This window comes from Alistipes dispar (assembly GCF_006542685.1).
GTDB classification, from domain to species: Bacteria; Bacteroidota; Bacteroidia; order Bacteroidales; family Rikenellaceae; genus Alistipes; species Alistipes dispar.
Window position 1 is genome coordinate 483,619 of sequence record NZ_AP019736.1, and the last position, 26,246, is coordinate 509,864.

The window sequence follows — 26,246 nt, forward strand, 5'->3', positions numbered from 1 at the left end:
GCGCGACCCCGGGCGGCAAGGATAACGGCCATTCGCATCTGACGGAACAACCCAAATTATTATCCTTTAACTGACAAAGATATGAAGAAAAAAGTATCAGGCAATACAAAAAGCCTGATAATCTCGCTATTCGCGGTTTTGTCATGCCTGACGGCCTCGCACGCCTCGGCCCAGACCGCACGCGTGACGATCGGCATGCGGCAAGTGAAAATGGAACAGGTGATGAACGAAATCGAAAAACAGACCCGTTACCTGTTCATCCACGACAAGAATCTCGACACCGACCGGACGGTAAGCGTCGAGGTTCGGGACCGGCCGGTGGCCGAAGCCCTCGAACAGATGGTCGGAGGCACGGGGCTGACCTACGAAATCAACGGCTCGAACATCATCCTCTCGGAACGAAGGGGGGGGGTCGGCGCCACCCCGGACGAAACGCCGCAAACGGTAGCCGGCACGGTGACCGATTCCCGCGGGCTGCCCGTGATCGGCGCCTCGGTCATCATCAAGGGCACGACGATCGGCGTGAGCACGGACGTGAACGGCGGCTTCGAACTCCGTATCCCGTCCGGCACGCAGGCCCCCGTGCTGCTGGTCAATTACCTGGGATACGAACCGCAGGAGGTCGCCGTGAACGGACGCAGCGAAATCGCCGTCACGATGCAGGAGTCGGCCGTAGCCGTGGAGAACGTCGTGGTGACGGCGCTCGGCATCAAGCGGCAGGAGAAGGCCCTCTCCTACAACGTGCAGCAGGTGAAGGCCGAGGACATCACGACGGTCAAGGACGCCAACTTCATGAACTCGCTCAACGGCAAGGTCGCCGGCGTGCAGATCAACGCCTCGGCGGCCGGCGTCGGCGGCGCGGCCCGCGTGGTGATGCGCGGCGCGAAGTCCATCTACAAGGACAACAACGCCCTCTACGTGATCGACGGCGTGCCGATGACCAACATTTCCTTCGGCTCGAACGACGACGGTCTGCAAGGCAACTACGTGGGTTCGGACGGCGTGGCGGACATCAACCCCGACGACATCGAGTCGATCTCGGTGCTGACGGGTCCCTCGGCCGCGGCCCTCTACGGCTCGGACGCCGCCAACGGCGTGGTGCTCATCAACACGAAGAAAGGCGAGGCCGGACGGACGAGCGTGAGCTTCTCGAACAGCACGACCTTCTCCTCGCCGCTGGTGATGCCCCGCTTCCAGAACCGCTACGGCAACGTGGCCGGATCGTACCAGAGCTGGGGCGACAGGACCTCGCGGCGGTTCGATCCGGAGGGATTCTTCAACACGGGGTCGAACGTCAATAACTCGTTCACCTTCTCCACGGGCACGAAGCGCTACCAGTCCTACTTCTCGGCGGCGACGACCAACGCCCGCAACATCCTGCCCAACAGCGGATACAACCGCTACAACTTCACCTTCCGCAACACGTTCAGCTTCCTCGACGAAAAACTGACGGCGGACGTCGGCGCCAGCTACATCCTGCAGGACAACAAGAACATGATCTCCTCGGGACAGTACTTCAACCCGCTGCCGGCACTCTACCTCTTCCCGCGCGGCGACGACTTCGACAACGTGCGCATGTACCAGATCTGGGACGAGTCGCGCAACCTCTACACGCAGAACTGGACCTACGGCTCGGGCGACATGTCGTTCCAGAACCCCTACTGGATCATGAACAAGATGATAAACGAGACGAAGAAGCGCCGCTACATGCTCTCCGCGAGCCTGAAATACGACGTGACCAAGTGGCTCAACGTCACCGGCCGCGTGAAGGTGGACAACGCCGACATGGACATCACGAACAAGCGCTATGCCGGAACCGACACCAACTTCGCGGGCGAAAAGGGCCTCTACAACATCGAGAAGCGCAACGACCGCCAGATCTACGCCGACGCCATCGCCAACGTGGACCTCTACTTCGCCGACGACTACCACCTGACGGCCAACGTCGGCGGGTCGATCAAGGACGTGCAGATGGACCTCATGGGCTGGGGCGGCGACCTGCGCAAGATTCCCAACTTCTTCTCGATCACCAACATCTCCACCACGTCGTACAAGGAGCGCGAGGACGGCTCGCACGTGCAGTCGCAGAGCGTCTTCGCCAATGTCGAACTGTCGTGGAAGAGCATGCTCTACCTCACGGTGACGGGCCGCAACGACTGGGAGTCGGCGCTGGCCTTCTCGAAATACAAGTCCTTCTTCTACCCCTCGGTGGGTCTCTCGGCCGTGATCTCCGAAATGGTCGAGCTGCCCGAATGGTTCTCGTTCCTCAAGCTGCGCGCCTCCTATTCGGCCGTGGGATCCTCCTATGCGGCCTACCTGACCAAACCCTACTACAACTACAAGGGCCAGACGCACGAATGGGATTCGCTCCACCGCTTCCCGAACGACGACCTCAAGCCCGAGAAGACCAAGTCGTGGGAGGTGGGCCTCAACGCCCGCTTCTTCGGCGGCAAGCTCAACCTCGACGCCACGTGGTACCGTTCGGACACCTTCAACCAGACCTTCGAATCGACCCCCTCTTCGACGTCGGGCTACTCGTCGGTGCTCGTACAGGCCGGACAGGTCCGCAACTCGGGTCTCGAAATGCTGCTCAGCTACCATAACACATGGCGCGACTTCTCGTGGAACACGAGCGTGACCTACACGATGAACCGCAACAAGATCATCAAGCTCGCCAACGGCGTCATCAGCCCCGTGGACGGCAAGCCTATCGACATGCCCTACCTGGAGAAGGCCACGCTGGGCAACACCGGTTCGCCGCAGGTGATCCTCTACGAGGGCGGCACGATGGGCGACCTGTATATCAACCGCGAGCTGCGCACCGACGGCAACGGCAACATCTACGTCGATCCGGCCACCAACAAGGTCGAACTGACGACCACCGAACGCCGCAAGGTGGCCAGTCTGATGCCCAAGGGCAACATCGGCTGGAACAACAGCTTCGCATGGAAGGGCATCAACCTCAACGTCATGCTCGCGGCCCGTCTGGGCGGTTCGGTCGTCTCGAACACCGAGGCGTTCCTCGACTACTACGGCGTCTCGGAGCGTTCGGCCGCCGCGCGCGACGCCGGAGGCGTCCGGGTGAACAACGGCATGGTGGACGCCAAGAACTACTACCAAACCATCGGCGCGGGCACGGGCGCCGGAGCCTACTACATCTACGACGCCACGAATGTCCGGCTGCAGGAGCTCTCGCTGGCCTACACGCTGCCCAAGCGCTGGTTCGCCGACAAACTGTCGATGACCGTCTCGCTCGTGGGCCGCAACCTATGGATGATCTACAACAAGGCGCCCTTCGATCCCGAACTGACCACCTCGACCACCAACAACTTCCTGCAGGGCGTGGACTACTTCATGCTGCCCAGCCTGCGGAACATCGGATTCACCGTGAAGTTACAATTCTAAAACCCCGACCAAAATGAAAACAAACCGGATATTCCGCCGGATCGGCCGGCTGACCGCAATGGGCGCGACGCTCGCGGCCGTGGCCTGCACCGGCAGCTTCGAAGAGTACAACACCAAACCCTACCGTCCGTCGGACGAGGACCTCGAGGGCGACAATGTCGGCGTGGGCATCCTCTTCCCGTCGATGATGGAATGGATGATGCACGTGCAGGTGAACGCCTCGCAGTACCACGACGTGCTGCTGGGCGACGAGCTGGGCGGCTATGCATCGGCCGTGAAATCCTACCAGGGCCAGAACATAGCGACCTACAACCCGTCGGACGACTTCAACGACCCGCTGTTCGAGAACACCTTCTCGAACTTCTACGGCAACTACTTCCAGATCATGACGGAAACGGGCGGCGAAGGCCCCGTGTACGAACTGTCGCGGATCATCCGCGTGGCCTCGATGCTGCGCGTGACCGACGCCTACGGTCCGATCCCCTACTCGAAGATGCAGAACGGAACCTTCTCCGTGCCCTACGACAGCCAGCGCGACGTCTATATGGCGATGATCGACGACCTGGACGAGGCCATGGAGTCGCTCCACACCTTCGCCGCGGCCGGCGGCGGTTCGCTGCTGAGCGACTTCGACATCAGCACCTACAAGGGCGACGTCAGCCTGTGGATCCAGTTCGCCAACACGCTCAAGCTGCGCATGGCGATCCGCATGAGCGGCGTGGAGCCCGAGGCGCAGCGTATCGCCGAGGAGGCCGTGGCCGCCATCGACACCTACGGACTGATCGACGCCAACGCCGAGAACCTGCAATTCACGCTCACCTCGCGCCGCAACCCCTACTACACGCAGGCGACGAGCGAATCGTGGCAGGACCTGCGCTCGAACGCCAACATCACGATGTATATGAACGCCTACGAGGACCCGCGGCGCAGCTCCTACTTCTCGAAGTCGGGCTACGACGAGACCTATGCGGGCGTGCGCTCGGGAATCGAGAACGTGCTGCCGACGACCTACGCCTCCTTCTCCTACCCGCTCTTCGCGGAGACGGACCCCGTGCCGGTCATGTACGCCGCCGAGAGCTGGTTCCTGCGGGCCGAAGGAGCGCTGCTGGGCTGGGCGATGGGCGACACGCCCGAGAACCTCTACAACACGGGCGTGAAGACCTCCTTCGAGCAGTGGGGCTGCTCGTCCTCCTACGAAGGCTACATCGCCTCGACGCTGACGCCCCGACTCGCCTACACCGACCCCGCGGGGAAGCACGACCAGCCGAACTTCGGCCAGGCCGTCTCGGTGAAATGGGCCGACGACGGACACGAGCTGGAGCGCATCATCACCCAGAAGTGGATCGCCAACCACATGATCGGCCACGAGGCCTGGGCCGACTTCCGCCGGACGGGCTATCCCAAAATGATGATGGCCGTGAACAACCTCGGCGCCGCAGGCGGCATGTGGGGCAGCGTGGACGGCGACCGCGGAATGCGCCGCCTGCACTATCCGCAGTCGGAATACGACAACAACCGGGAGAACGTGCTCGGCGGCATCCAACTGCTCGGCGGTCCCGACGAATACTCCACCGACGTATGGTGGGCCAAGAAACAGAACTGACACACGAACCGAAAAACGCCATTCCAATGAAAAAGAACATCATAAGACTGTCCGCCCTCCTGTTGGCCGCGGCTCCGCTCGCAGCCTGCGACGACTGGACCGAACCCGAAGCGCAGGACTTCACGCAGCGCTTCCCGGAATCCTATTACGAAAACCTGCGGGCCTACAAGGCTTCCGACCACTCGATCACCTTCGGATGGTTCGGCGGATGGGACCCCAAGGCCGCCACGACCGGATCGAGCCTGATGGGCATTCCCGACAGCGTGGACCTGGTGGCCAACTGGGCCTCGTTCTACCTGACCGAGGAACAGAAGGCCGAAGCGAAGGCCGTGAAGGCGAAAAAGGGGACCGACGTGGTCGTGACACTCCTGCTGATGGACATCGGCCGCACGATCACGCCCGACGAGGTGACCGCAGGCATCACGGGCAAGGACGAAATCGCCCGGGCGATGCGCCACTACTGGGGCTGGTCCGACGACGCCGACGCGGCGGAAATCGAAGCCGCGATCCGCAAATACGCCAGCGCAGTGGTGGACGTCGTGCTGGAAAACGAATACACGGGCCTCGACCTGGACTACGAGCCGAGCTATTCGGACCACAAGGGGAACATCGTGAACGACCTGCCGTCCCAAGGCGACATCTACGCCGGAACGACTCCCGCCGAGCGGACCTTCTGGTTCGTGGACGAATGCGGCAGGCGCCTCGGCCCGAAATCGGACAGCGGCAAGCTGCTGATCGTGGACGGCGAGGTGGCCAAAATGCCGGTCGGCACGATCGAATACTTCGACTACTACATCCTGCAAACCTATTCCCTCAGCTACCAAAGCAATCTGGACACCAGACTCGGAGCGTTAATCGGCGCTTTCAGCGATGTGCTCGACGAGAAGACGATCACCAACCGCACGATCGTCTGCGAGAACTTCGAGCCGGAGGCCCTGTGGAAGAACGGCGGCACGACCTACGTGCTGCCCGACGGTTCGACGACCAACTCGCTGCACGGCATGGCTACGTGGCAGCCCTACACGGGCTACCGCAAGGGAGGCTTCGGCGCCTACCAGATGCAGAACGATTTCAAGAACGACTGCTACAAGTACTACCGGGAGGCCATCCACGCGATGAACGAACTGGAAAATGCCAACGAATAAAACCATGAAAAGACCTATGAGAACGATACTGAACGGCCGCTGCCGGGCGCTGCTCGCCGGCGCGGCGCTGCTGACGACCGCCTTCGGCTGCGACAACGCCGACCTCGGAGCGATCGACAACGCAGCCTACATAGCCGAAGCGCAGAAGGAGACCAGCTCGACGGTGGAGGTCGGCAACGACGGAGCCACCGCGTCGCTGACGGCCCGGCTGGGCGGCAAGGCCGACGGCGAATACTCCTTCCGGATCGAAGCCGACCCGGAAGTGCTGGAGCGGTTCAACGCCCTGAACGGAACCTCCTACACGCTGCTGCCCGAAACGGGCTACGAAATTCCCGGAGACCCGCTCGTGATCGGGACCGGCGATGTGGCGGCGACGCCCGTCGCGATAAAGATCCTGCCCTACACGCAGGAGATGGACGACTCGGGACAGACCTACGCCCTGCCCGTCACGCTGCGCAGCCTCGACGGCAGGATGACCGTGCTGGACGACGCCTCGCAGTTCCTCATCGTCTGCAACCGCAAGAAGATCGTTCCGGCCCCCGTCTTCAACTCGGAGTATGCGACCGGCGGCGTCACGAAACGCAACCGCGTGATCCTGAACATGAAGGATGCGCCGATCACCTTCACGGCCTACACCTTCGAATTCATGATGTATAAGGAGGCGTTCGACTACCGCAACTACATGATCGTCGGCTTCGACAACGAGGACGGACTGGGCAACCGCATGTGGGTGCGCTTCGAAGCCTCCTCGACGACCGCCGACCAGGAGAACCGCTGGATGCAGATCAACTCCGTGGTGAAACCCGCCGTGACGGCCACCGCGCCCTGCGAGGCGAAGAAATGGCAGCACGTGGCGATCGTCTTCGACGGTTCATCGACGAAGCTCTACCTCGACGGTTCGCTGGTGGCCGACAAGGCCACGGCCTCGCCCTCGATCACCTTCCGCCACTTCTCGTTCCTGCCGCAGCCGTCGTACTGCACCTCGACGATCTCGTTCCGCGAAGCCCGTCTGTGGAACACGGTGCGCACCGAGGCCCAGCTCAAGAACAACATGAACAGCGTGGACCCCAACAGCGAAGGACTGCTGGGATACTGGAAGATGGACGAAGGCCAGGGCTACGTCTTCAAGGACGCCACGGGCCACGGCAACGACGGCGAGTGCACCTACTCGAACGCCGGAGACATCTGGGATCCGCAGGTCTATGGACCGGCCACCGGACTGAAGTGGGTCGAGGACATGAACGAAATGGACGAGTAACGGCCTTTCGGCACGAACCGAACCGCTTTACGCAACCGACCGATGCAGGAGCGGGAAGCCTTTCCGGCTCCTGCATCTTTTCCCCAAAAGAACCGATATGAAAAACAACAACCGCTTCATTCTGGGCGGTCTCGCGACAGCCGCCCTGACGGGCTGCGGCGGACAGCCCGAACCGCCCCGCAGGCCGATGAACATCCTCTACATCATGACCGACGACCACACGTCGCAGATGATGAGCTGCTACGACGGCCGCTACGCCTCGACCCCGAATCTCGACCGGATCGCCGAAGAGGGCGTGCGCTTCACGAACAGCTTCGTGGCGAACTCGCTCAGCGGCCCCAGCCGCGCCTGCATGCTCACCGGGAAGCATTCGCACAAGAACGGATTCTACGACAACACCACCTGCGTGTTCGACGGCTCGCAGCAGACCTTCCCCAAACTCCTCCGCAAGGCCGGATACGAAACGGCCATCGTCGGGAAATGGCATCTCGAAAGCCTCCCGACGGGCTTCGACCATTGGGAAATACTGCCCGGGCAGGGAGACTACTACAACCCCGACTTCATCCGGCAGACGGGAGACACGGTGCGCTGCGAAGGCTATATCACGAACATCATAACCGACAAGAGCATCGAGTGGCTCGAGCACGGACGCGACCCGGAGAAGCCCTTCTGTCTCGTGGTGCACCACAAGGCGCAGCACCGCAACTGGATGGCCGACACGTGCGACCTCGCGCTTTTCGAGGACCGCACGTTCCCCGTGCCGGAGACCTTCTACGACGACTACGAAGGACGTCCGGCAGCCGCCGCACAGGAGATGTCCATCGCCTCGAACCACGACATGGACCCGATATACGACCTCAAAATGCGGCAGCCGGGCCGGAAAAGCCGCCTCAGCGACGCATACGAGGCGATGATCGGGCGCATGAACCCGGAACAGCGCGCGGCGTGGGACCGCTTCTACGAGCCGATCGCAGCGGACTTCTACGCCCGCAACCCGCAGGGGCGCGAACTGGCCGAATGGAAGTTCACCCGCTACATGCGCGACTACCTCAAAACGCTCAAATCCCTCGACGACAACGTGGGACGGCTGCTCGACTACCTCGAGGAGTCGGGACTCGCCGGGAACACCCTCGTAGTGTACACCTCCGACCAGGGATTCTACATGGGAGAGCACGGCTGGTTCGACAAACGGTTCATGTACGAGGAGTCGCTGCGGACCCCGCTCGTGATGCGGATGCCGGGCGGTGCGAAGGGACAGATCGCAGAGATGGTCCAGAACATCGACTACGCCCCCACGTTCCTCGAGCTGGCCGGAGCGCCCGTACCCGAGGACATTCAGGGCCGGTCGCTGCTGCCCCTGCTGCGGGGCGGGCATCCGGAAGACTGGAGAGAGTCGATCTACTACCATTTCTACGAATACCCGGCCGAGCACATGGTGAAACGCCATTACGGAGTGCGCGACGAACGGTGGAAGCTGATACACTTCTACGACGACATCGACGTGTGGGAACTCTACGACCTCGAAGCCGATCCCCGCGAGCTGCACAATCTCTTCGGAAATCCGGCCTACGCCGCCGAGCAGGAGCGGATGATGAAGGAGCTGGTGAAACTCCAGACGCAGTACGACGACACGGCGGCGATGGAAAAGAACGCATCCTACGACCGTAAAAGATAGGAAGACATGGAACACGCAATCCTGCGGGCCGCCGTATCGTTCGCGGCGAGTCTCGCACTCACCGCCTGCGCGGCTCCGGCGGCCGAGGAACTTCCGACGCTGCTTCCCCAACCACGCGAAACGGTCTGGAAAAGCGGTTCGTACCGGCTGCCGGAACGGGTGCGGATCGGATACGACTCGCCCGAACTCGCCGCGACGGCCGGGTACCTCGCCGAAGCGCTCGCACCCTACGCCACCGCGACGACGGCCGAAGGCGAGGGCGACATCACGCTCTCGACGGATACGGCGTCGCTGGCCGAAGAGGCCTACCGCCTCTCGGTCTCCCGCCCGGGCATCCGCATCACCGCCGGATCGCCGCGCGGCGCGGCGAACGGCATCGCCACGCTGCGGCAACTGCTCCCGCCCGGCGCAGTCCGGGAAGCGGAAATTCCCTGTACGGAAATCGCCGACGAACCGGCCTTCGGCTGGCGCGGGGCGATGCTCGACGTGAGCCGCCACTTCTTCGACAAGGAGGAGATCCTCGGGCTGCTCGACCAGATGGCCCGGCTCAAGCTCAACAAGTTCCACTGGCATCTGACGGACGACCAGGGCTGGCGCATCGAAATCCGGCGTTACCCCGACCTGACCGGGAAGGGCGCCTGGCGGCACTTCAACAAGCAGGACACGATCTGCACGGGCCGCGCGCGCCGGGAGCTGAACGACGACTTCCTGCTGCCGGAAAAGCGGCTGCGGACCGAGGGGGCCGACACGCTCTACGGCGGCTGCTACACGCAGCGGGACATCCGCGAGATCGTCTCCTACGCCGCCGCACGGGGAATCGACGTGATTCCCGAGATCGACATGCCGGGGCACTTCCTGCAGGCCATCGAACACTACCCGTGGCTCACCTGCTTCCGACCCGAGACCTGGAGCGAGCAGGCTTTCTCCTCGCCGCTCTGTCTGGGCAGGGACGACGTGCTGCGGTTCTGCGAGGAGATCTGGGAGGAGGTCTTCGAACTCTTTCCCTACGAGTACGTCCATATCGGCGGCGACGAGGTGAACATGAAGAACTGGAACCGCTGTCCGCGCTGCCGGGCCCGGATGCGTGCCGAGGGGCTGGCCGACGGCCACGCCCTGCAAGCGTGGTTCACCCGCCGGATGCAGCGCTTCTTCACCGAACACGGCCGCCGCATGATCGGCTGGGACGAACTGCTCGCCGACGAGGTAGATCCGGCCACGACGATCATGTGGTGGCGTCCCTGGGAGCCGCAGTCGGTGAGCGACGCGACCCGCCGGGGCTGCGACGTGATCGTGAGCGCGCAGTCGTGGTTCTATTTCTCGCTGGAGGAGGACGCCGGATCGCTCGCGCGCACTGCCGGATTCGAAATCCGCCCCGACTCGCTCTCCGACGAGCAGAAGGCCCGCATCAAAGGCATCCAGGGCCACCTCTGGACCGAAAAGGTTCCCTCGTGGTCGCGCGCCGAGTACATGCTCTACCCGCGGCTGCTGATCGTGGCCGAGAAGGGTTGGTGCGCGCCGGAGCGCGTCAGCGAAGAGTCGCTGATGCCGCGGCTGCTCCGCTACTGCGAACGGCTGGACGCCGAAGGGATCAACTACCGGATCCCCTCGCTGAGAAACTACCACGAATTCTGCGTCTTCACCGACTCGGTCCGGACCACGGCCGAATGCCCGCTGCCGACGGCGATCCTGCGCTACACGCTCGACGGATCGGTCCCGACCGCCGCATCGCAGCGCTACACGGGTCCGATGACCTTCCGCGACGACGCCACGCTGCGCCTCCGGGCCTTCCATGCCGACGGCCGCACGGGCGACTGGGTGACGATCCGCTACGAGAAATGCGGCTTCGCACGGCCCGCCGAACCGCGCGAAACGCAGCCGGGACTGCTGGCCGAGTGGTATTTCAAGCGTTTTCCGGACTGCGCCGCGATCGGCGGAGCGCAGGCCGACGGACGGTGTGTGGCCGATTCGGTCCACTTCCCGCAGGAGGCCACGGGCCGGCGGGCCGTGGGAATCGTCTTCCGCGGATACATCGACGTGCCGGAGAAGGGCATCCATACCTTCGCACTCGCCTCGAACGACGGCAGCGTCCTGCGGATCGGCGACCGCGTGGTGATCGACAACGACGGCGAACACCCGCTGCTCGAGAAGACCGGACAGGCGGCCCTTTCGGCCGGACTGCACCCGCTCGAGCTGCGTTTCTTCGACTACAACGGCGGCAAGGTGCAACTGTCGCTCGTCAGCGAGGACGGCAGCCGCCGGACGCTCGACGGGAAGTGGCTGCGGCACGTTCCTGCGGAAAGCCGGTAATCCCGGCGACCCGCACGCGGTGCGCCGCCGCCCCGGAAAGAGCATCTTCCCGGAAAGGCCCCGCCGGCCGGGACCGTCCGGAATCCGAAAAGCGTTTCACCCCCGTCGCACGACGAATGCGGCGGGGGTGAATCCGTCAGGGGCCCGCAGGCCGGGCACGAATTCCGCGCAAGACGAATTCCGCGCAAGACGCTGAAAATCAGAATCAGGAGCATCCCGCCCCGACGGATTGTAAGGAAAATCGCCCTTTACGACGAAAAAATGAAGCCGCAGGGTACAATCTGACAATAAATTCATATATTTGTGATACGTTAGAAACCCAACTAATCTAAAACACAATGGAACAGACCAAAGTGCGGGAGTTGCAGGACGTCGTGATCCGCTTTTCGGGCGACTCGGGCGACGGCATGCAGCTTACAGGCACGCTCTTCTCCGACACTTCGGCGCTCATGGGAAACGGCATCTCGACCTTCCCCGACTACCCCGCCGAAATCCGCGCCCCGCAGGGAACCGTCGCGGGCGTCTCGGGATTCCAGGTACACTTCGGCGACCACCGCGAGCTGAACCCCGGCGACTACTGCGACGTGCTGGTGGCGATGAATCCCGCGGCCCTGAAGGCCAACCGCAAATGGCTCAAGCGCGGCGCCACGGTCATCATCGACGGCGACTCGATCACCGAGGAGCACCTCAGAAAGGCCGGATTCGCCACGTCCGACCCGATCGCCGAGCTGGGACTCGACGAGTACAACGTCGTCGTGCCCGACATCACCACGATGACGCGCGAGGCGCTCAAGGAGACGGGGCTCGACAACAAGTCGGTCGTCAAGTGCAAGAACATGTTCGCGCTGGGCATCTGCTTCTGGCTCTTCGACCGCCCGGAGGATTACGCCCGCCGCTACCTCGATACGAAATTCGCCAGGAAGAACCCCGCCGTGGCCGAAGCCAACAAGCTGGCCATCGACGCCGGGTACAACTATGCGGCCAACACGCACCAGTTCGCCAACCATTACAGCGTGGCCGCCGCCCCCCTCGAGAAGGGAACCTACCGCTCGATCTCGGGCAACGTGGCCACGGCGTGGGGGCTCTGCGCCGCGGCCGAGAAGGCCGGGCTGCCGCTCTTCTGCGGCTCGTATCCCATCACCCCCGCCACGGTGATCCTCGAGGAGCTGGCCAAGCGCAAGGACCTCGGGGTGAAGACCGTGCAGGCCGAAGACGAGATCGCCGGCATCTGCACGGCCATCGGCGCGGCCTATGCCGGGAACTTCGCCGTGACGACCACCTCCGGCCCGGGCCTGTCGCTCAAGAGCGAGGCGCTGGGACTGGCCGTGATGACCGAACTGCCGCTGGTGGTCGTGGACGTGCAGCGCGGAGGCCCCTCGACGGGCCTGCCGACGAAAACCGAGCAGAGCGACCTCCAGCAGGCCCTCTACGGCCGCAACGGCGAGTGCCCGGCGGTCGTGATGGCCGCCTCGTCGCCGAGCGACTGTTTCCACTACGCCTTCGAGGCAGGACGCATCGCCATGGAGCACATGACGCCCGTCATCCTGCTCTCCGACGGATTCATCGCCAACGGCTCCGAACCGTGGCGCATCCCGCAGATGAAGGATTACCCGGCCATCTGTCCGCCGATCGTGGACGAGGCCCCCGAGGGAGGATTCATGCCCTACGTGCGCAACGAGAAACTGGCCCGCGGCTGGGCGTTCCCCGGCAAGGTCGGGCTGGAACACCGCGTGGGCGGTCTGGAGAAGGACTGCGTGAAGGGCTGCATCTCGATCGACCCGGACAACCACCAGAAAATGGTGAAGACCCGCGCGGCCAAGGTGGCCCTCGTCGCCGAGGACATCCCCGCGCAGGAGGTCTGGGGCGATGCGGAAGGCGACCTGCTGGTCGTGGGCTGGGGCGGCACGCGCGGCCACCTGCAGAACGCCGTGGACGAAATGCGCCGCGAAGGCCGCAAGGTGTCGCTGTGCCACTTCAACTACATCAACCCCCTGCCGCGCGGCGTGCGCGAGATTTTCGCCCGCTTCTGCAAGATCGTCGTCTGCGAGCTCAACGAAGGACAGTTCGCCGCCTACCTGCGGCAGGAGTTGCAGGAGTTCCGCTACGAACAGTACAACAAGTGCGAAGGGCTGCCCTTCACGGTGGTCGAGCTTCGCCGGAAATTCGAATCCTTACTGAAATAACGCCATGGCACAATACAACTACACCCCCGCGGATTTCAAGAGCGACCAGGAGGTGCGCTGGTGTCCCGGATGCGGCGACCACGCCATCCTGAACGCCGTGCAGCGCGCCCTGCCCGAAATCGCCGACGCGACCGACACGCCGCACAACCTCTTCACGTTCATCTCGGGCATCGGCTGCTCGTCGCGCTTCATCTACTACATGAAGACCTTCGGGTTCCACTCCGTACACGGCCGCGCCAACGCCGTGGCGACGGGCGTCAAGGTGGCCAACCCGCGCCTGAACGTCTGGGTCACCACCGGCGACGGCGACTCGCTGGCCATCGGCGGCAACCATTTCATCCACGCCATCCGCCGCAACGTGGACCTCAACGTGATCCTGTTCAACAACGAGATCTACGGCCTGACCAAAGGGCAGTACTCCCCCACCTCGAAGCTGGGCAAGATAACCAAGACCTCGCCCTACGGCACGGTCGAAAAGCCGTTCAACCCCGGCGAGCTGGTGATCGGCGCCAAGGGCACGTTCTTCGCGCGTTCGATCGACATGGAGGTGCAGCTCTCGAAGGAGTGCATCGTCGCGGCAGCCGGACACAAGGGCATGTCGGTCGTCGAGATGCTCCAGAACTGCGTGATCTTCAACGACAAGACCCATGCGGCGTTCGCCGCCGACAAGGCCACGCGCGCCGAGCGGACCATCACGCTGCGCCACGGCGAAAAGATGCTCTTCGGCGCCAACCGGGAGAAGGGCCTCGTCTTCGAGAACATGCGGCTGAAGGTGGTGACCGTCGGAGAGGGCGGCTACACGCTGGACGACATCCTGACGCACGACGCCCACGAGCGCGACACGACGCTGCACGTGATGCTCGCTGCGATGAAGTATCCCGACTACCCGGTGGCGCTGGGCGTGATCCGCGCCGTGGAGGACGACGCCGTGTACGATGCGGCCGTCGAACGGCAGGTCGAGGAGGTGAAGGCCGCGAGCAAAATCCGCTGCGTGGACGATCTCCTGCGCTCGGGAGCCACATGGGAGGTGAAATGACGCGCCTCTCGGCAAGAAGAACGGCCGGGTCTCCATCGCGGAGATCCGGCTGTTTTTCGAATGCCCCGCAATCGCTCGGAATCATGCGACACGCATACACCGCCGGGCCGGGCGAAGTCGTCCGGGACATAGCGCCCGGAGGACGCAACACCGGCGGCGCCCCGGCCAACTCCGCCTGGCACACGGCCCAGTCCGGCTACGAAGCCGCCGCCGCAAGACCGCGGAACGCGATGCGGAGGGCGTCATGTCCCGCCTGCCGGAGTTCCGACGATCCGGAGCCGGTCAATCGGAGCCGGGCGGGCTGTCCCGCGGTCCGTTCCCGACCGTACACCGGCAACCCCTCCGGCCGCGCGGCACGGACGGCCAAACCCTACACGCATCACGACCCGCTTCGGAAGCGGCCCGAAGCGGGCGTTTTTTCATTTTCCCGGGCGATTCTGGTACTCTCTTTGCAAAAGCCGAAACCGGAGTGTTTCACTTAATGCTTTTCTATCATGAAAAAATTATTGCTTACGTTCGTTTGCGCAGCGGCCGCGCTCGGCGTCTGCGCCGCACCCGAGAAGATCGGGTTCGACAAACTGCCGAAATCGTCGCAGGAGTTCATCCAGAAAAACTTCCCGCGCGAGGTGGTGAAAGACACCGAAATGGACCGCGAGGCGTCGTGGGACAAGTACACCGTCTATTTCAACAGCGGCTCCCGCGTATCGTTCGAAGGCGGCAAGGGAGACTGGTCGGAGATCGTGATGAAGAACGGCGCGGTTCCCGCGACCGTCATTCCCGTCAGAATCAAGACCTACGTCGCCGACAACTATTCCCAGAGCATGGTCAATCGGCTCTCGACCATGAAGGAGGGTTACAAGGTCGGGCTCACGAACGGCCTGACGCTCTACTTCGACAAGGAGGGCAAATTCAAGAAACTGGACAGGTAACAGTCATCCGCTTCCGCATCAGAGGTCGTTTGACCTGCCTTTCCCGATTCACCCCGCAGCGAGCCCGGCCCGCGCGGGGCGAATCTTTTTCCGCGGCTCCGGCGACGGCCGCGGCCGCACCTCCCGGAAGCGCACATACGCCGGAATCCGGCCCGACAGACAATCGTCCTTCGACACAAACGGCAGGAATTTCCGGAAAAATCCGTATATTTAAGGGCCGCATCCAAAAATCGCCCGCCCCATGAACCCGCTCGTGCACACGCTTCTTCCGGCCGCCGTTCTGCTGTCCGTCCTTCCGGCCGCCTCCCAGTCGTCCAATCCCTTCGCGGAACAGGTTCTGCGTTACCCGCAGGAGAAGCTCCACGTCCACACCGACAAGGACACCTATGTGGCAGGAGACACGATCTGGCTGCGTGCGCGGTGCGTCGATGCCGCCTCGCACCGTCCGGTGGCAGCGAGCCGCTACGTCTATGCCGAACTCCGCGACGAATCGGGCGCGCTCGTGCGGCGGATCAAGATACTCCGCCGCGATTCGCTCTACGCGGGCTATCTTCCCGTTCCGACGGACGCTCCGGACGGCGACTACACCTTCTCGGCATACACGCGCTTCATGCGGAACCAGGGTGCGGACTACTTCTTCCGCAAGCCCCTTCGGATCGCCGCCTACCGCGGCGCTGCGGGCGAGGTTCCGAAGCCGCGGCCCCGCCCCGCGACGGGCGATTTCGCCGTGACGTTCCACCCCGAAGGCGGTTACCTCGTGCCGGGCCGTTCGTGCCGCGTAGCCTTCAAGGCCCTGACGGATGCGGGCCGTTCGACGGCTGTCGAAGCCGTGCTCCGCGACGACCAGGGCACGACGCTCGACACCGTGCGGACGCGCCGTGCGGGAATGGGCAGTTTCCGGATGGTTCCCGAGGCGGGCCGCACCTACCATGCAGTGTGCCGCACCCCTTCGGGCGCCGAGAAGCGCTTCGACCTCCCCGTGCCGAATGCCGCGGCGTGCGTGCTGCAACTCGCGGAACGGGACGGATTCATCGCGGTGAACGTGCTGACGGCAGGATCCTTGCCCGCACGGCTGCGGCTGGTGGTGCACTGCCGGGGCAACCGCTGCTACGACGGAGGCTGGGAACCGGGATTGCTTTTCCGCAGTTCCGATCTGCCGGCGGGCGTAGTGCAATGGCTGTTGCTGGATGCGGCGGGCAACGCCCTTTCCGAACGGCTGCTGTTCAATGAGGGCGCAGAGGGAGTGCATGTCTCGCTGCGGGCGGAGAATCCCTCTCCGCGACGCCGGGAGCGTGCGGATTTCTCGGTCCGCCTGACCGACGGCGCGGGAAATCCCCTGCGCGGGGAGTTCTCGGTTTCGGTGACGGACCGCAACGCCGTGCCCGACCTCGTTTCGGGCGACATCCGCACGACGCTGCTGCTCACCTCCGACCTGCGGGGATATGTCGAATGCCCCGGGAGTTATTTCCGGAGCGACGATCCCGAAGCCCGTGCGGCGCTCGACGAACTGATGCTGACGCAGGGGTGGAGACGCTACGACGTGCCGGCCCTCCTGCGCGGAGAGTACGCCGAGCCGGAGTACGCGCTCGAAGCGGGACAGCAGATCTCCGGACGGATCGTCCGGGCCGGGCTGGTGAACACCCGCAAGCAGCTCGGGAAGTACCGGATGGCGATGATCGTGCCCCGTTACGGCTACCTGGCCGAAGCTCCGGTCCGGGCGGACGGATGCTTCGATCTCGACGGTTTCGATTTCCCCGACAGCACGGCATTCGTGCTGCGGCCGCAGGCGACGACAGGGCGGATGCGCAATGCCTTCGTGAAGGTCGATCCCGAGACTTTCCCCGAGAACGGGATTCCGGCGCACTATCCGGCCGCCGGGGCCGGCGATGCGGAGGCGCTGTTCCGCACGGCGCTGGCCTACGTCGGATACATGGGCTCGGCCGACCTGCGGAACGTGCTCATAGACCCCGTGGAGGTGCGGGCGAAACGGGAGATTCCCCGGACGCTGGAGGAGCGCAAGGCGGTTTACTCCTGGAATGCGGAGCGGATCGCCGATACGGGAGTCCACACGATCCTCGACTGCATCGAACGGATGCCGGGAATACGCAGGCGGGAGAACGTGTTTCTCTATCAGGGACGGGCCGTTTTCTTCATGTGCGACGGAGTGCTTTACGATGACCTCGAAGAATCGCTCCCGGCATTCTCCGCTCCGCCGGCGATCGACCGTAATCGCACCGTCAAAAGAATAAATATGGCGGGGCCTGGCGTTCCGGATACTGATTCGGATCTTGGCTCGGAGCCTGGTTCGGATACCAATGCCTCTGATACCCATCTCGCGCAGGCCGTTGCGGCGCCCATAGGGCAATATTCCGATCTGCCTCCCTTTGTGAATCTGCCGCTGGAATGGGTCGATCGGATCGACATACTGGACCGATTCTCCGGCCGGTTCCTGTCCGGACGCGATAACGGCATCATCGCCGTCACGCTGAAATCCTACGAAGAGATTTCGGCTCTCGATACGGGCGAGAGTATCGACGTGGGAATCGTCTCGCCGTTGGGCTATCAGACGCCTGCGGAGTTCTACTCCCCGGCCTACGAAACGCCGGAGAGCCGCGACAGCCACACGCCCGATTTCCGCACGACGCTCTACTGGAATCCCTGCATCCGCACCGATGCCGACGGCCGGGCGGCTTTCGGATTCCGGACCTCCGACGCCCCGGCCGACTTCCGGATCGACATCGAAGGGCTGACTCTTGACGGACAGCCGGTCGTGCATGCCGAGTAGCGGATGCGGCGGCAGGACAAACGGCCGCCCGGCCGGGACTGCCTGCGGATATTCCGGTGGGGAGAGGTCCTCAAAGACCGGAAAGAGGGCGGGGATTCCGGCCGGAGGAATGGGTGGTGTCCCGGGCAGGAGGCCGCCGCTCCTCCGGAATCCTTCCGATACGGCGTTTGAAGTCCCGCACGATCTGCCGGCCCAGTCCGGACACCGTGCTGTCCACCTTGTGAATCTCGACGGGCGTCACCAGATTCTTGTATTTGGCCCTTCCCAGCCGGAACTTCATGTCGTCCAGATTGCCCGTGATGTTCAGCCCCAGCTTGAAGGGAATCGGCGACTTGAGGATGGAAATGTGGTAGTCGAAATTCATGTCCAGGTCCTGCGTGCCTCCCACGGCCGCCCGGTAGCGGTCCATGGCGACGGCGAAGGGATAAACGGTGACGTATCCGTCCTTGACGCTGATATTCACGGCAATGCTGTCGATCAGGTTCCGCTCCTTGTTCTTGAAGAAGAATTTCTTGGAGATTTCGGCGAAGGTCTCGCCGTCCATCAGCACGAGGCTGTCGCCCCGGAGGCGGATGGCCGAACGAAGGGTCGGAATCCGGATGTTGAGCGCCGAGTCCAGATCGGCCTCCGCCGAGACATCGAAATCGACCGTTCCCCGGAACGACCGCAGCATGGGCACGATGCTGTCGAGCGACGGGGTGAATTCGACCAGCTTTCCGACATTGATGCGCCGCAGGCGGAAATCGAATCCGACGTATCCCCGCTCGGGCCGCACGGCCTGGTAGAGCAGCGTCGTGTGCATGACCGCATCCAGCCCCTTCATGGCCAGGCCCTTCAGGTGCACGGCCCCGTCGCGGACGTCCACGGCGCCGCGCACGTCCTCGAAAACGAATTTGCCGTAGCGCACGCGGCGGAAGTCGGTGTGCAGCGCGAAGTCGATGTTTTTCGGAACGACGAAGAGTTTCAGATCGGTGGCCGCGGTGTCCGCCTCGATGCGCAGGGTGTCGGCCGGGAACGAGACGGCGCGGATCAGTTGGTTGCAGTTCAGATTCCGCGACGAAAGCGAAAGCTCGGCGCGCAGGGGCCTGCGGCGGCGCATGGCGCCGTAGAGGTCGTGCACGACGCCGCTGGCCGTCAGGTCGGAGCGTCCGATGCGCATGGTGGCGTTCCGCAGCGTGACGGCGCGGTTCCCCACCGTCACGGAGGTCTTCTCCATGCGGATCGGCAGGGCGCACTGCGGCGTGGAGACCACCAGACGGCTGAATCCGACGATCCCTTCGGGAATCCACACCGAATCGCGCAGCTTCTCGGCCGTCACGCCGATTCCGGCCCGGTCCATTCCCATCCGGGAATCCCCGACGCGGCAGAACAGCGTGTCGGCTTCGAGCGCGAGCCCCACCTTCGGTTTCGCGGGATCGCGCTTCCCGGGTTGCAGACGGACGGTCGCCGTGCCCCGACCGCAGAAAAGACTCAGGGAGTCGCCCGCGGCGGCCTTCAGCCGGTTGAGCGTCATCGTGCATTCCATGCGGGCGATACGGGTCGTGTCCTGGGGGTTCGTCGTCCGGACCGTCGCCGCCAGCCGCTCCATCGAGGAGGAGAGCCGCGGCGAGCGGAGAGAGGCGTGCCGTATCTCGGCTTCGGCGTCCAGGCGGTCGTCCCCGGCGAACGAGAGCGAAGCGCTGCTCGTGAATTCGAACTTCCGGGCCGTATCCCGGAGCGCCAGGCTGTCCATGACCACCCGTCCCCGGGCCCGGATACGCCCGAGGTCGCGGTTCCTGAGCGCCGAAAGACGGCAGCTCATCCGCAGTTCGGCCTCGAGCTTTCCGGAAAGGGCGACCCCTTCCTGCAACGGGAAGGTCTGCGCCAGGGCCGTCAAGTCCACCGCGGACTTCGTATGGAACGAGACGAGCGGATCGTCCAGCAGGTTCTTCACCTCGGCATCGGCCAGAATATCGGTGTGCGCACCCTTGAAGCGGAAAATCTCCAGATTGCAGAACGACGGCTCGCGGCGCATGGGATCGACCTGTCCCACGAGACGGGCATCCAGCGCATCCACCCCGTAGGGCATTCCGGCATAGCGCGCCGAAGCGTCCTTTATCTCGGCGTCGAGCGTAGCGAGCGGAAGCGCCTGCCTTCCATAGGGGCCCTTCACCGCACCGCTGATGCGCACCTCGCCGTCGGCGGCGACCTCCCCGCGTTTCAGCACGCTCTCCGGGATCATGTGCAGCACGGTCTCCAGCGAGGGAGCGTGCAGCCCGTAGCGCAGGTCGAGAAGCAGCGCCCCGGCCGCCGCCGTGTCGCGCCGCACGGTTCCCGTCAGGTCCAGCTCCGTGCCGTTGATACCGAGCAGGGCGTCGTGCAGCGTGAGCGTGCGCTGCGCCCGGTCCAGTTCGACGGAGGCGCGCAGACGGGTGGCCACGCGATTGACCAGCAGTTCGCCGTCCTGCCAGAAAAGGATGTTCCGGTTCCGGAAATCGAGCGCCAGCATGGAGTGTCCCTCCCCGAGCCGGGCCCTCAGCCTCAGCCCGGCATCCCGGATGTTGGCGAAAACCTTCGTTTCGCGGTCGTCGAACGTCACCGAACCATGACGCAGCGCGACGTGCCGGACGGAGATTTCACTGACGGTCCGCACGGTATCCGCCGTTGTATCCGCCGCCGTGCCGGACGCAAGCGTGTCGGCGGAGGGGAGGATGTCCCAGTTCGCACGCCCCGTCCCGTCCCGGAAGGCATAGACGTCGGCACTGTCCACCGAGAGTTTCAGTATGTCGATTTTCCGGTGTCTCAGGTAGCTGACCGGATTGAAGACCAGCACGGCCTTGCGGAACGTGAGCAGCGTGTCGGTCCGCTGCCAGAGCGTGTCGCGGAGTGCCGTCGAAACCAGCGTGCCGTCCGTCAGTTTCACGCCGAACCGCGGAAAGGTGGAGAAAAAGGTCAGCTCCACGCCGCCCATCCGCAGCCGGGCGTTCAGACTCCGGTCGGCGATCCGCTCCACGACGGGCGTCAGTTTCGAGGGCGTGAAAACGAAATTCAGCACGACGGCCGTGCCGACGAGCAGCAACAGCAGCACGCTTCCCGCCGAAACGGCGCTTATCCGGATGATTCTCTTCGTGCGACGGTCCATTGGCAAATCCTCCTCTTTTTCAGCAAAGATAACGATTTTTCGGAGACATCGCACCGGACGCCGGGACATATCCCGGGCCGTCCGTCGCTCGGGACGGTCCGGAATCGGCATGCGGCATACCCCCCTCCGGTGCGGTGAACGGCTGCGGGAAACGAACCGACCGGGAGGAAGGGCGGCAGATGCCCCGCGGCAAGGGAGGCGACGAATGCAAAAGATTCAGGACAGACAACGAAAAACCCTGCAAACCTCGGTGTTTGCAGGGTTTCCTTGTGGAGAATACGAGATTCGAACTCGTGACCTCTTGCATGCCATGCAAGCGCTCTAGCCAGCTGAGCTAATCCCCCGTTGCGGGGGCAAAGATAATCGGATTTTTCGATTCTCACAAGATTTGCCCGAAAAAAAACAGTTATTTTTTCCGGTCCGTTTTCCGGACATTCGGATCTTCCGCCGCCGGAATCGGAGAAAATCGCGTATATTTGCAGAAACAGCAGGCTGCAAACCGTTCGGCCTGCGGCCGGAGGTCCCGGGCGAACGAACGGCCGGGCGGCTCCGCACGCAGAATGACGGTCCGCCCCGGCCGGAACGCCGCGGAAGCGCCTCGGCACACGAAAAAAAAATGCAAGACGAGAAATCATGGAAAACAGAATCTGTTCCCTGTTCGGAATCCGCTACCCCATCGTCGCGGGCGGCATGATCTGGTGCAGCGGCTGGCGGCTGGCCGCCGCCGTGAGCGAAGCGGGCGGCCTGGGGCTGATCGGCTCCGGCTCGATGACGCCCGACCTGCTGCGCGAACATATCCGCCGCTGCCGCGAAGCCACACGGAAACCCTTCGGCGTGAACGTCCCGCTCATGTACCGGTATGCCGACCAGATCATCGAAACGGTCATCGAGGAGCGCGTGCCGGTCGTCTTCACCTCGGCGGGCGACCCGAAGAGCCGGACGGCACAACTGCACGAAGCCGGCTGCAAGGTGGCGCACGTCGTGTCGAGCTCGAAATTCGCCCGCAAGAGCGAGGAGGCGGGCGTGGACGCCGTCGTGGCCGAAGGGTTCGAGGCCGGCGGACACAACGGCCGCGAGGAGACTCCGACGATGGTCCTCACGCCCCACGTGCGCCGGGCGGTGCGGATTCCGCTGCTGGCGGCGGGAGGCATCGCCACGGGACGGGGAATGCTGGCGGCTTTCGCCCTCGGGGCCGAAGGCGTGCAGTTGGGCACGCGGTTCGCACTGACCCGGGAAAGCTCGGCCAGCGAGGAGTTCAAGAGGCTGTGCCTCTCGCTCGAAGAGGGCGGCACGACACTGGCGCTGAAGAAGCTCGCCCCGACACGCCTGGTGCGCAACGACTTCTGCCGGGCCGTGGAGGAGGCCGAGAGCCGCGGCGCGACGGCCGAAGAGCTTTCGGCGCTGCTCGGGCGCGGCCGGCCGAAGCGGGGAATCTTCGAGGGCGACCTCTCGGAAGGTGAACTGGAGATCGGACAGGCAGCCTCGCTGCTCCGCGACCTGCCCCCGGCCGGGGAGGTCGTCCGGCAGATCGTCCGCGAATACGACGAGGCGCTGCCGACGCTCGGGCGGCTCGGCCCGCTCTGAATGCGCCGGACGCTTCGGATGCGCCGGACACGGGACGCTACCCGAGTTTCATCACCTCGTCGATGCCCATTTCGCGGTAGGTCGATTCCAGCTCCTCGCCGCGGTCCGAGATGACCAGCAGCTTGTCGCCCAGCCGCAGCTCGGTCTTGCCCTGCGGCACGAAATACTCCCCGTCGCGGCAGATCATCATGACCAGCGTATTCTCGGGCAGCACGATGTCCTTGAGCGTATGCCCGCTCTCGAGCATGCTCTCATTGACCTCGACCTCGGTCAGCACCGACTTCATGTCCTCGTGCATATTGACGTCGAAGGCCGATTCGCGCTCCTCGTAGGCCAGTCCCAGCAGGTTGGCCATGCCGCTGACGGTCGTGCCCTGCACCAGCAGCGAGATGATCGTCGAGAGGAAGACCACGTTGAACAGCAGGTCGGCGTACTCGACGTCGTCCATCATCGGATAGATGGCGAAGAGGATCGGCACGGCGCCGCGGAGCCCCACCCACGAAATGTAGAGCCGCGCCCGGGCCGTGAACTTCCGGAACGGCAGCAGGCAGGCGAAGACCGACAACGGCCGCGCGACGAGGATGAGGAAGAAGCCCACGGAGCAGCCGAGGATCAGCACCTCGGGTTGCAGCAGTTCGTCGCTATTGACGAACAGTCCCAGCGTGAGGAACATCACGATCTGCATGAGCCACGTGAAACCGTCGAAAAAGACCGTCAGGGGCCGTTTCTGCACCAGTTTGTGATTGCCGATGACCAGTCCCGAGAGATAGACGGCCAGGTAGCCGTTGCCGCCCACCAGATCCGTGAAGGCGAACGAGAAGAAGACGAAGGCCAGCAGCAGCACGACGTAGAGCGAGTGGTTCGCCAGTCCGATGCGGTTGATCGTCCACACGGCCAGCCGTCCGACGAGGTAGCCGGAGAGGGCTCCGACGACCATCTGCACGACGAACGCCACGACCGACATGCCCAGCCCGACGTGCTCCGACGTGTTCGACAGCACACCGATGAGCAGGATCGTGAGCATGTAGGCCATCGGATCGTTCGAACCGCTCTCCAGCTCGAGCAGCGGCCGCAGGTGCTCCTTCAGCCCCTGCTTCTTGCTTCGCAGGATCGAAAAGACCGAGGCCGAATCGGTCGAGGACATCGTGGAGGCCAGCAGCAGCGCCAGCGCGAAGGGCATCTCCAGCCCCAGCCACGGCGCGATGAGCCATACGAAGCCCGCCAGGACGAGGGCCGTCATCACCACGCCCGCCGTGGCCAGCACGACACCCGGCCCGATGATCGGCCGGATCTCCCGGAAGGAGGTGTCCATGCCGCCTGTGAACAGAATGACGCACAGCGACATCATGCCGATGAACTGGGTGATATCGACCGAACGGTAGGAGATGAAATCCAGTCCGAACAACATGCCCACCCCGAGGAAGAGCAGCAACGCCGGCGCCCCGAAACGATAGGCCACCTTACCGGCCAGCACCGCCACGAAAAGCAGCAGCGCCCCCACCAACACGATATTCTCTCCGCTTAAATTTATCATCGTCTCAACAATTTAACCTGAATCTCTACGAACCGGGCCCCGCCGCATCCCGTCAGGCATGGAAGGCCGGCAATTCCCGGCATCCGAAAAATCGTGCCGCAAACACGCCTCCGCCCCGGAAACCGTCTCCGTGCGCACCGCCCGGACCCGGCATCGCCGCACATGCGGCGGCGGAATCCGAAGGACCGGACGCATCCGGAGCCACCGGACAACGCAGGGATGCGCTCCGGAAGACCGGAACGTCCGCCAAATGAGAAACCGGCGCAGACGGCAGCCGCAACGGCCCGCGCGCCGCGGACCGGCGAAGCAGACCGGGGGCCGGGACGAAACGCCGGAATCCGGGCTCCGAATGCCGCGGCAGATGCACGCAACGCGATCGGCGACCGTGCGCGGCCGCAACCGGGCAGCCGCGCCGAGACAGGAAGCCGGCGAACTCAGGAAGCTCGGACAACAGTCCCGCATGTCCGAACGACCCGCTCGAACGCAAAGCTATGAAAAAAATCGGAATATTCCGCCCCTCCCATGAAAAAGGAGGACCATACGGCCCGAAAAACATACGGTCCGGACAACGGGTCCGAAGGAGCCGCACCGCCGGAACGGATCACTGCGGAATGAAGGTGTAGGTGATGGTCCCCTGCTGACGCGCCGGGGCCGAAGAGTCGATATTGAAGGACGAGACGCGCGCGGCATGCAGGGCGGCTTCGCGCATGCAGTCGTCGCCGCCCTCCGCAACGCGCGCCGAAACCACCTCGCCGGCGCGGTTCACCACGATCGCCACCACCACTTCGCCGCCCCCCTCGCACCGGTAGGCCGGCACGCTCAGATCGACCGACTGCCGCACGGGATTCTTCAGCGAGAAGGAGACCGTGACGCGCCCCTTCACCTTCCGGTCCTCGTGCCGTCCCTCCTCCCGGCCCCGGCGGCCCTCACGGATCGCCCGCTCCTCGGCCAGGCCCTGTTCGTAGGCTTCGCGGTTGGCGCGCATGCGCGCCTCGGCCTCGGCGGCGGCATCGTTCAGCGCCGCGGCGTTCGTGCCGCGGTCGTCCCGGAGTTTCTCGTTCAGCGCATTCTCGTTCGACACCTCGTTGCGGATACTCCGCCAGTCGATCTCCTCGCCCTCCTGCTGCCGGCGGCGCACCTCCTCCGCGAGGCGGTCGCGCTCCTGCTCCAGTTCGGCGAGCGACTGCAAGTCGATGAACATGCCCTGCTGGTGGGGCCGGCGCCCCACCACGATCTTCGACGAGACGAAGGCGATCATCAGCACCAGATAGGCGATCAGCGTGATGCACAACCCGATACGGTGGTCGTACGCCCACTCTCCGGCATCCTCCCGGCGGTTGTCGAACGGCAGGCGGAGACGTGCCCTGCGCGGACGGCCTTCCGCCGCGCCGGCGTTCTCTCCGGAGGCCGCGCCTCTCCCGGCCGGAACGCTCCGGCCGGCACGGGAACGCCCCGACGTCCGGGCCCCGCCCGGCACGCCGTCCGCCGCCGCATCCGGCCGCGTCCGTTCCGCTCCGTCCCCGGCTTCCCGGCTCCTTCCGGAGTCCTCCGTATGCTCGTGCTCTTTCGAAGACATGTCGTTTCGGGATTTCAGCGCAAAAGTAGTGTTTTTTACCGTATTTTTATTACCTTTACGAAAAATTAACCGCACCCCGGAGCGCCGGAGCCGAAATTTGGTTTT

At 64.1% G+C, this 26,246-nt stretch carries 14 protein-coding genes and 1 tRNA gene; 11 read left to right on the top strand and 4 right to left on the bottom strand.

The window, feature by feature from the left end:
- The first annotated feature begins 81 nt into the window (after nucleotides 1-81).
- The 10 genes from FME97_RS02360 (at nucleotide 82) to FME97_RS02405 (ending at nucleotide 18,326) form a co-directional block, all read left to right on the top strand.
- Entirely contained in the window at nucleotides 82-3,405 is a 3,324-nt protein-coding gene (locus FME97_RS02360; protein ID WP_141427691.1) for a SusC/RagA family TonB-linked outer membrane protein, read from the top strand.
- A 13-nt stretch (nucleotides 3,406-3,418) separates the two neighbouring features.
- A complete protein-coding gene (locus FME97_RS02365) occupies nucleotides 3,419-5,008 on the top strand; it encodes a SusD/RagB family nutrient-binding outer membrane lipoprotein (protein WP_141427692.1) in 1,590 nt (529 codons plus the stop codon).
- A 26-nt stretch (nucleotides 5,009-5,034) separates the two neighbouring features.
- Complete coding sequence (locus FME97_RS02370) at nucleotides 5,035-6,153, top strand: glycoside hydrolase family 18 (protein WP_141427693.1); 1,119 nt, start codon at nucleotides 5,035-5,037, stop codon at nucleotides 6,151-6,153.
- A 16-nt stretch (nucleotides 6,154-6,169) separates the two neighbouring features.
- A complete protein-coding gene (locus tag FME97_RS02375) occupies nucleotides 6,170-7,411 on the top strand; it encodes a BT_3987 domain-containing protein (RefSeq protein ID WP_141427694.1) in 1,242 nt (413 codons plus the stop codon).
- A gap of 97 nt (nucleotides 7,412-7,508) precedes the next feature.
- Nucleotides 7,509-9,086: a sulfatase family protein gene (locus FME97_RS02380; protein WP_141427695.1), complete on the top strand. Its 1,578-nt coding sequence runs from the start codon at nucleotides 7,509-7,511 to the stop codon at nucleotides 9,084-9,086.
- 6 nt (nucleotides 9,087-9,092) lie between these two features.
- Nucleotides 9,093-11,393, top strand: coding sequence for a family 20 glycosylhydrolase (locus tag FME97_RS02385; RefSeq protein ID WP_141427696.1), 2,301 nt, complete (start codon nucleotides 9,093-9,095; stop codon nucleotides 11,391-11,393).
- 338 nt (nucleotides 11,394-11,731) lie between these two features.
- Nucleotides 11,732-13,576 (top strand): 2-oxoacid:acceptor oxidoreductase subunit alpha, encoded by a 1,845-nt coding sequence (locus FME97_RS02390; RefSeq protein WP_141427697.1) that lies wholly within the window; start codon nucleotides 11,732-11,734, stop codon nucleotides 13,574-13,576.
- Between the two features lie 4 nt (nucleotides 13,577-13,580).
- Nucleotides 13,581-14,612, top strand: coding sequence for a 2-oxoacid:ferredoxin oxidoreductase subunit beta (locus FME97_RS02395; protein ID WP_141427698.1), 1,032 nt, complete (start codon nucleotides 13,581-13,583; stop codon nucleotides 14,610-14,612).
- A gap of 494 nt (nucleotides 14,613-15,106) precedes the next feature.
- Nucleotides 15,107-15,541: a PepSY-like domain-containing protein gene (locus FME97_RS02400; RefSeq protein WP_141427699.1), complete on the top strand. Its 435-nt coding sequence runs from the start codon at nucleotides 15,107-15,109 to the stop codon at nucleotides 15,539-15,541.
- A gap of 241 nt (nucleotides 15,542-15,782) precedes the next feature.
- The gene (locus tag FME97_RS02405) at nucleotides 15,783-18,326 is read left to right on the top strand and encodes a hypothetical protein (RefSeq protein WP_141427700.1); all 2,544 of its coding nucleotides are present in this window, start codon (nucleotides 15,783-15,785) and stop codon (nucleotides 18,324-18,326) included.
- A 70-nt stretch (nucleotides 18,327-18,396) separates the two neighbouring features.
- On the opposite strand, the gene FME97_RS02410 is transcribed toward FME97_RS02405, so the two are convergent.
- Both FME97_RS02410 and FME97_RS02415 read right to left on the bottom strand, forming a co-directional pair.
- Nucleotides 18,397-21,447 carry an AsmA family protein gene (locus tag FME97_RS02410; protein WP_141427701.1) on the bottom strand — a complete coding sequence of 1,017 codons (3,051 nt, stop codon included), beginning with the start codon at nucleotides 21,445-21,447 and terminating at the stop codon, nucleotides 18,397-18,399.
- Between the two features lie 270 nt (nucleotides 21,448-21,717).
- Nucleotides 21,718-21,791: transfer RNA gene (locus FME97_RS02415), tRNA-Ala, on the bottom strand.
- 289 nt (nucleotides 21,792-22,080) lie between these two features.
- Between FME97_RS02415 and FME97_RS02420 the strand changes: the two genes are divergently transcribed.
- Nucleotides 22,081-23,031, top strand: a complete 951-nt coding sequence (locus tag FME97_RS02420) for an NAD(P)H-dependent flavin oxidoreductase (RefSeq protein WP_141427702.1) — start codon at nucleotides 22,081-22,083, stop codon at nucleotides 23,029-23,031.
- 37 nt (nucleotides 23,032-23,068) lie between these two features.
- Here FME97_RS02420 and FME97_RS02425 read toward each other — a convergent pair whose 3' ends face one another.
- Both FME97_RS02425 and FME97_RS02430 read right to left on the bottom strand, forming a co-directional pair.
- Nucleotides 23,069-24,565 carry a potassium/proton antiporter gene (locus FME97_RS02425; RefSeq protein ID WP_141427703.1) on the bottom strand — a complete coding sequence of 499 codons (1,497 nt, stop codon included), beginning with the start codon at nucleotides 24,563-24,565 and terminating at the stop codon, nucleotides 23,069-23,071.
- 601 nt (nucleotides 24,566-25,166) lie between these two features.
- Nucleotides 25,167-26,141, bottom strand: a complete 975-nt coding sequence (locus FME97_RS02430) for an energy transducer TonB (protein ID WP_232522917.1) — start codon at nucleotides 26,139-26,141, stop codon at nucleotides 25,167-25,169.
- Nucleotides 26,142-26,246: the final 105 nt, after the last annotated feature.

Excerpts from the sequence above, each read along its gene's own strand:
- FME97_RS02425 (WP_141427703.1), bottom strand. The coding sequence starts at position 24,565 with ATGATAAATTTAAGCGGAGAGAATATCGTGTTGGTGGGGGCGCTGCTG.
- FME97_RS02410 (WP_141427701.1), bottom strand. The coding sequence starts at position 21,447 with ATGGACCGTCGCACGAAGAGAATCATCCGGATAAGCGCCGTTTCGGCG.
- FME97_RS02390 (WP_141427697.1), top strand. The coding sequence starts at position 11,732 with ATGGAACAGACCAAAGTGCGGGAGTTGCAGGACGTCGTGATCCGCTTT.
- FME97_RS02430 (WP_232522917.1), bottom strand. The coding sequence starts at position 26,141 with ATGTCTTCGAAAGAGCACGAGCATACGGAGGACTCCGGAAGGAGCCGG.
- FME97_RS02365 (WP_141427692.1), top strand. The coding sequence starts at position 3,419 with ATGAAAACAAACCGGATATTCCGCCGGATCGGCCGGCTGACCGCAATG.
- FME97_RS02370 (WP_141427693.1), top strand. The coding sequence starts at position 5,035 with ATGAAAAAGAACATCATAAGACTGTCCGCCCTCCTGTTGGCCGCGGCT.
- FME97_RS02405 (WP_141427700.1), top strand. The coding sequence starts at position 15,783 with ATGAACCCGCTCGTGCACACGCTTCTTCCGGCCGCCGTTCTGCTGTCC.
- FME97_RS02385 (WP_141427696.1), top strand. The coding sequence starts at position 9,093 with ATGGAACACGCAATCCTGCGGGCCGCCGTATCGTTCGCGGCGAGTCTC.
- FME97_RS02375 (WP_141427694.1), top strand. The coding sequence starts at position 6,170 with ATGAGAACGATACTGAACGGCCGCTGCCGGGCGCTGCTCGCCGGCGCG.
- FME97_RS02400 (WP_141427699.1), top strand. The coding sequence starts at position 15,107 with ATGAAAAAATTATTGCTTACGTTCGTTTGCGCAGCGGCCGCGCTCGGC.
- FME97_RS02395 (WP_141427698.1), top strand. The coding sequence starts at position 13,581 with ATGGCACAATACAACTACACCCCCGCGGATTTCAAGAGCGACCAGGAG.
- FME97_RS02420 (WP_141427702.1), top strand. The coding sequence starts at position 22,081 with ATGGAAAACAGAATCTGTTCCCTGTTCGGAATCCGCTACCCCATCGTC.
- FME97_RS02360 (WP_141427691.1), top strand. The coding sequence starts at position 82 with ATGAAGAAAAAAGTATCAGGCAATACAAAAAGCCTGATAATCTCGCTA.
- FME97_RS02380 (WP_141427695.1), top strand. The coding sequence starts at position 7,509 with ATGAAAAACAACAACCGCTTCATTCTGGGCGGTCTCGCGACAGCCGCC.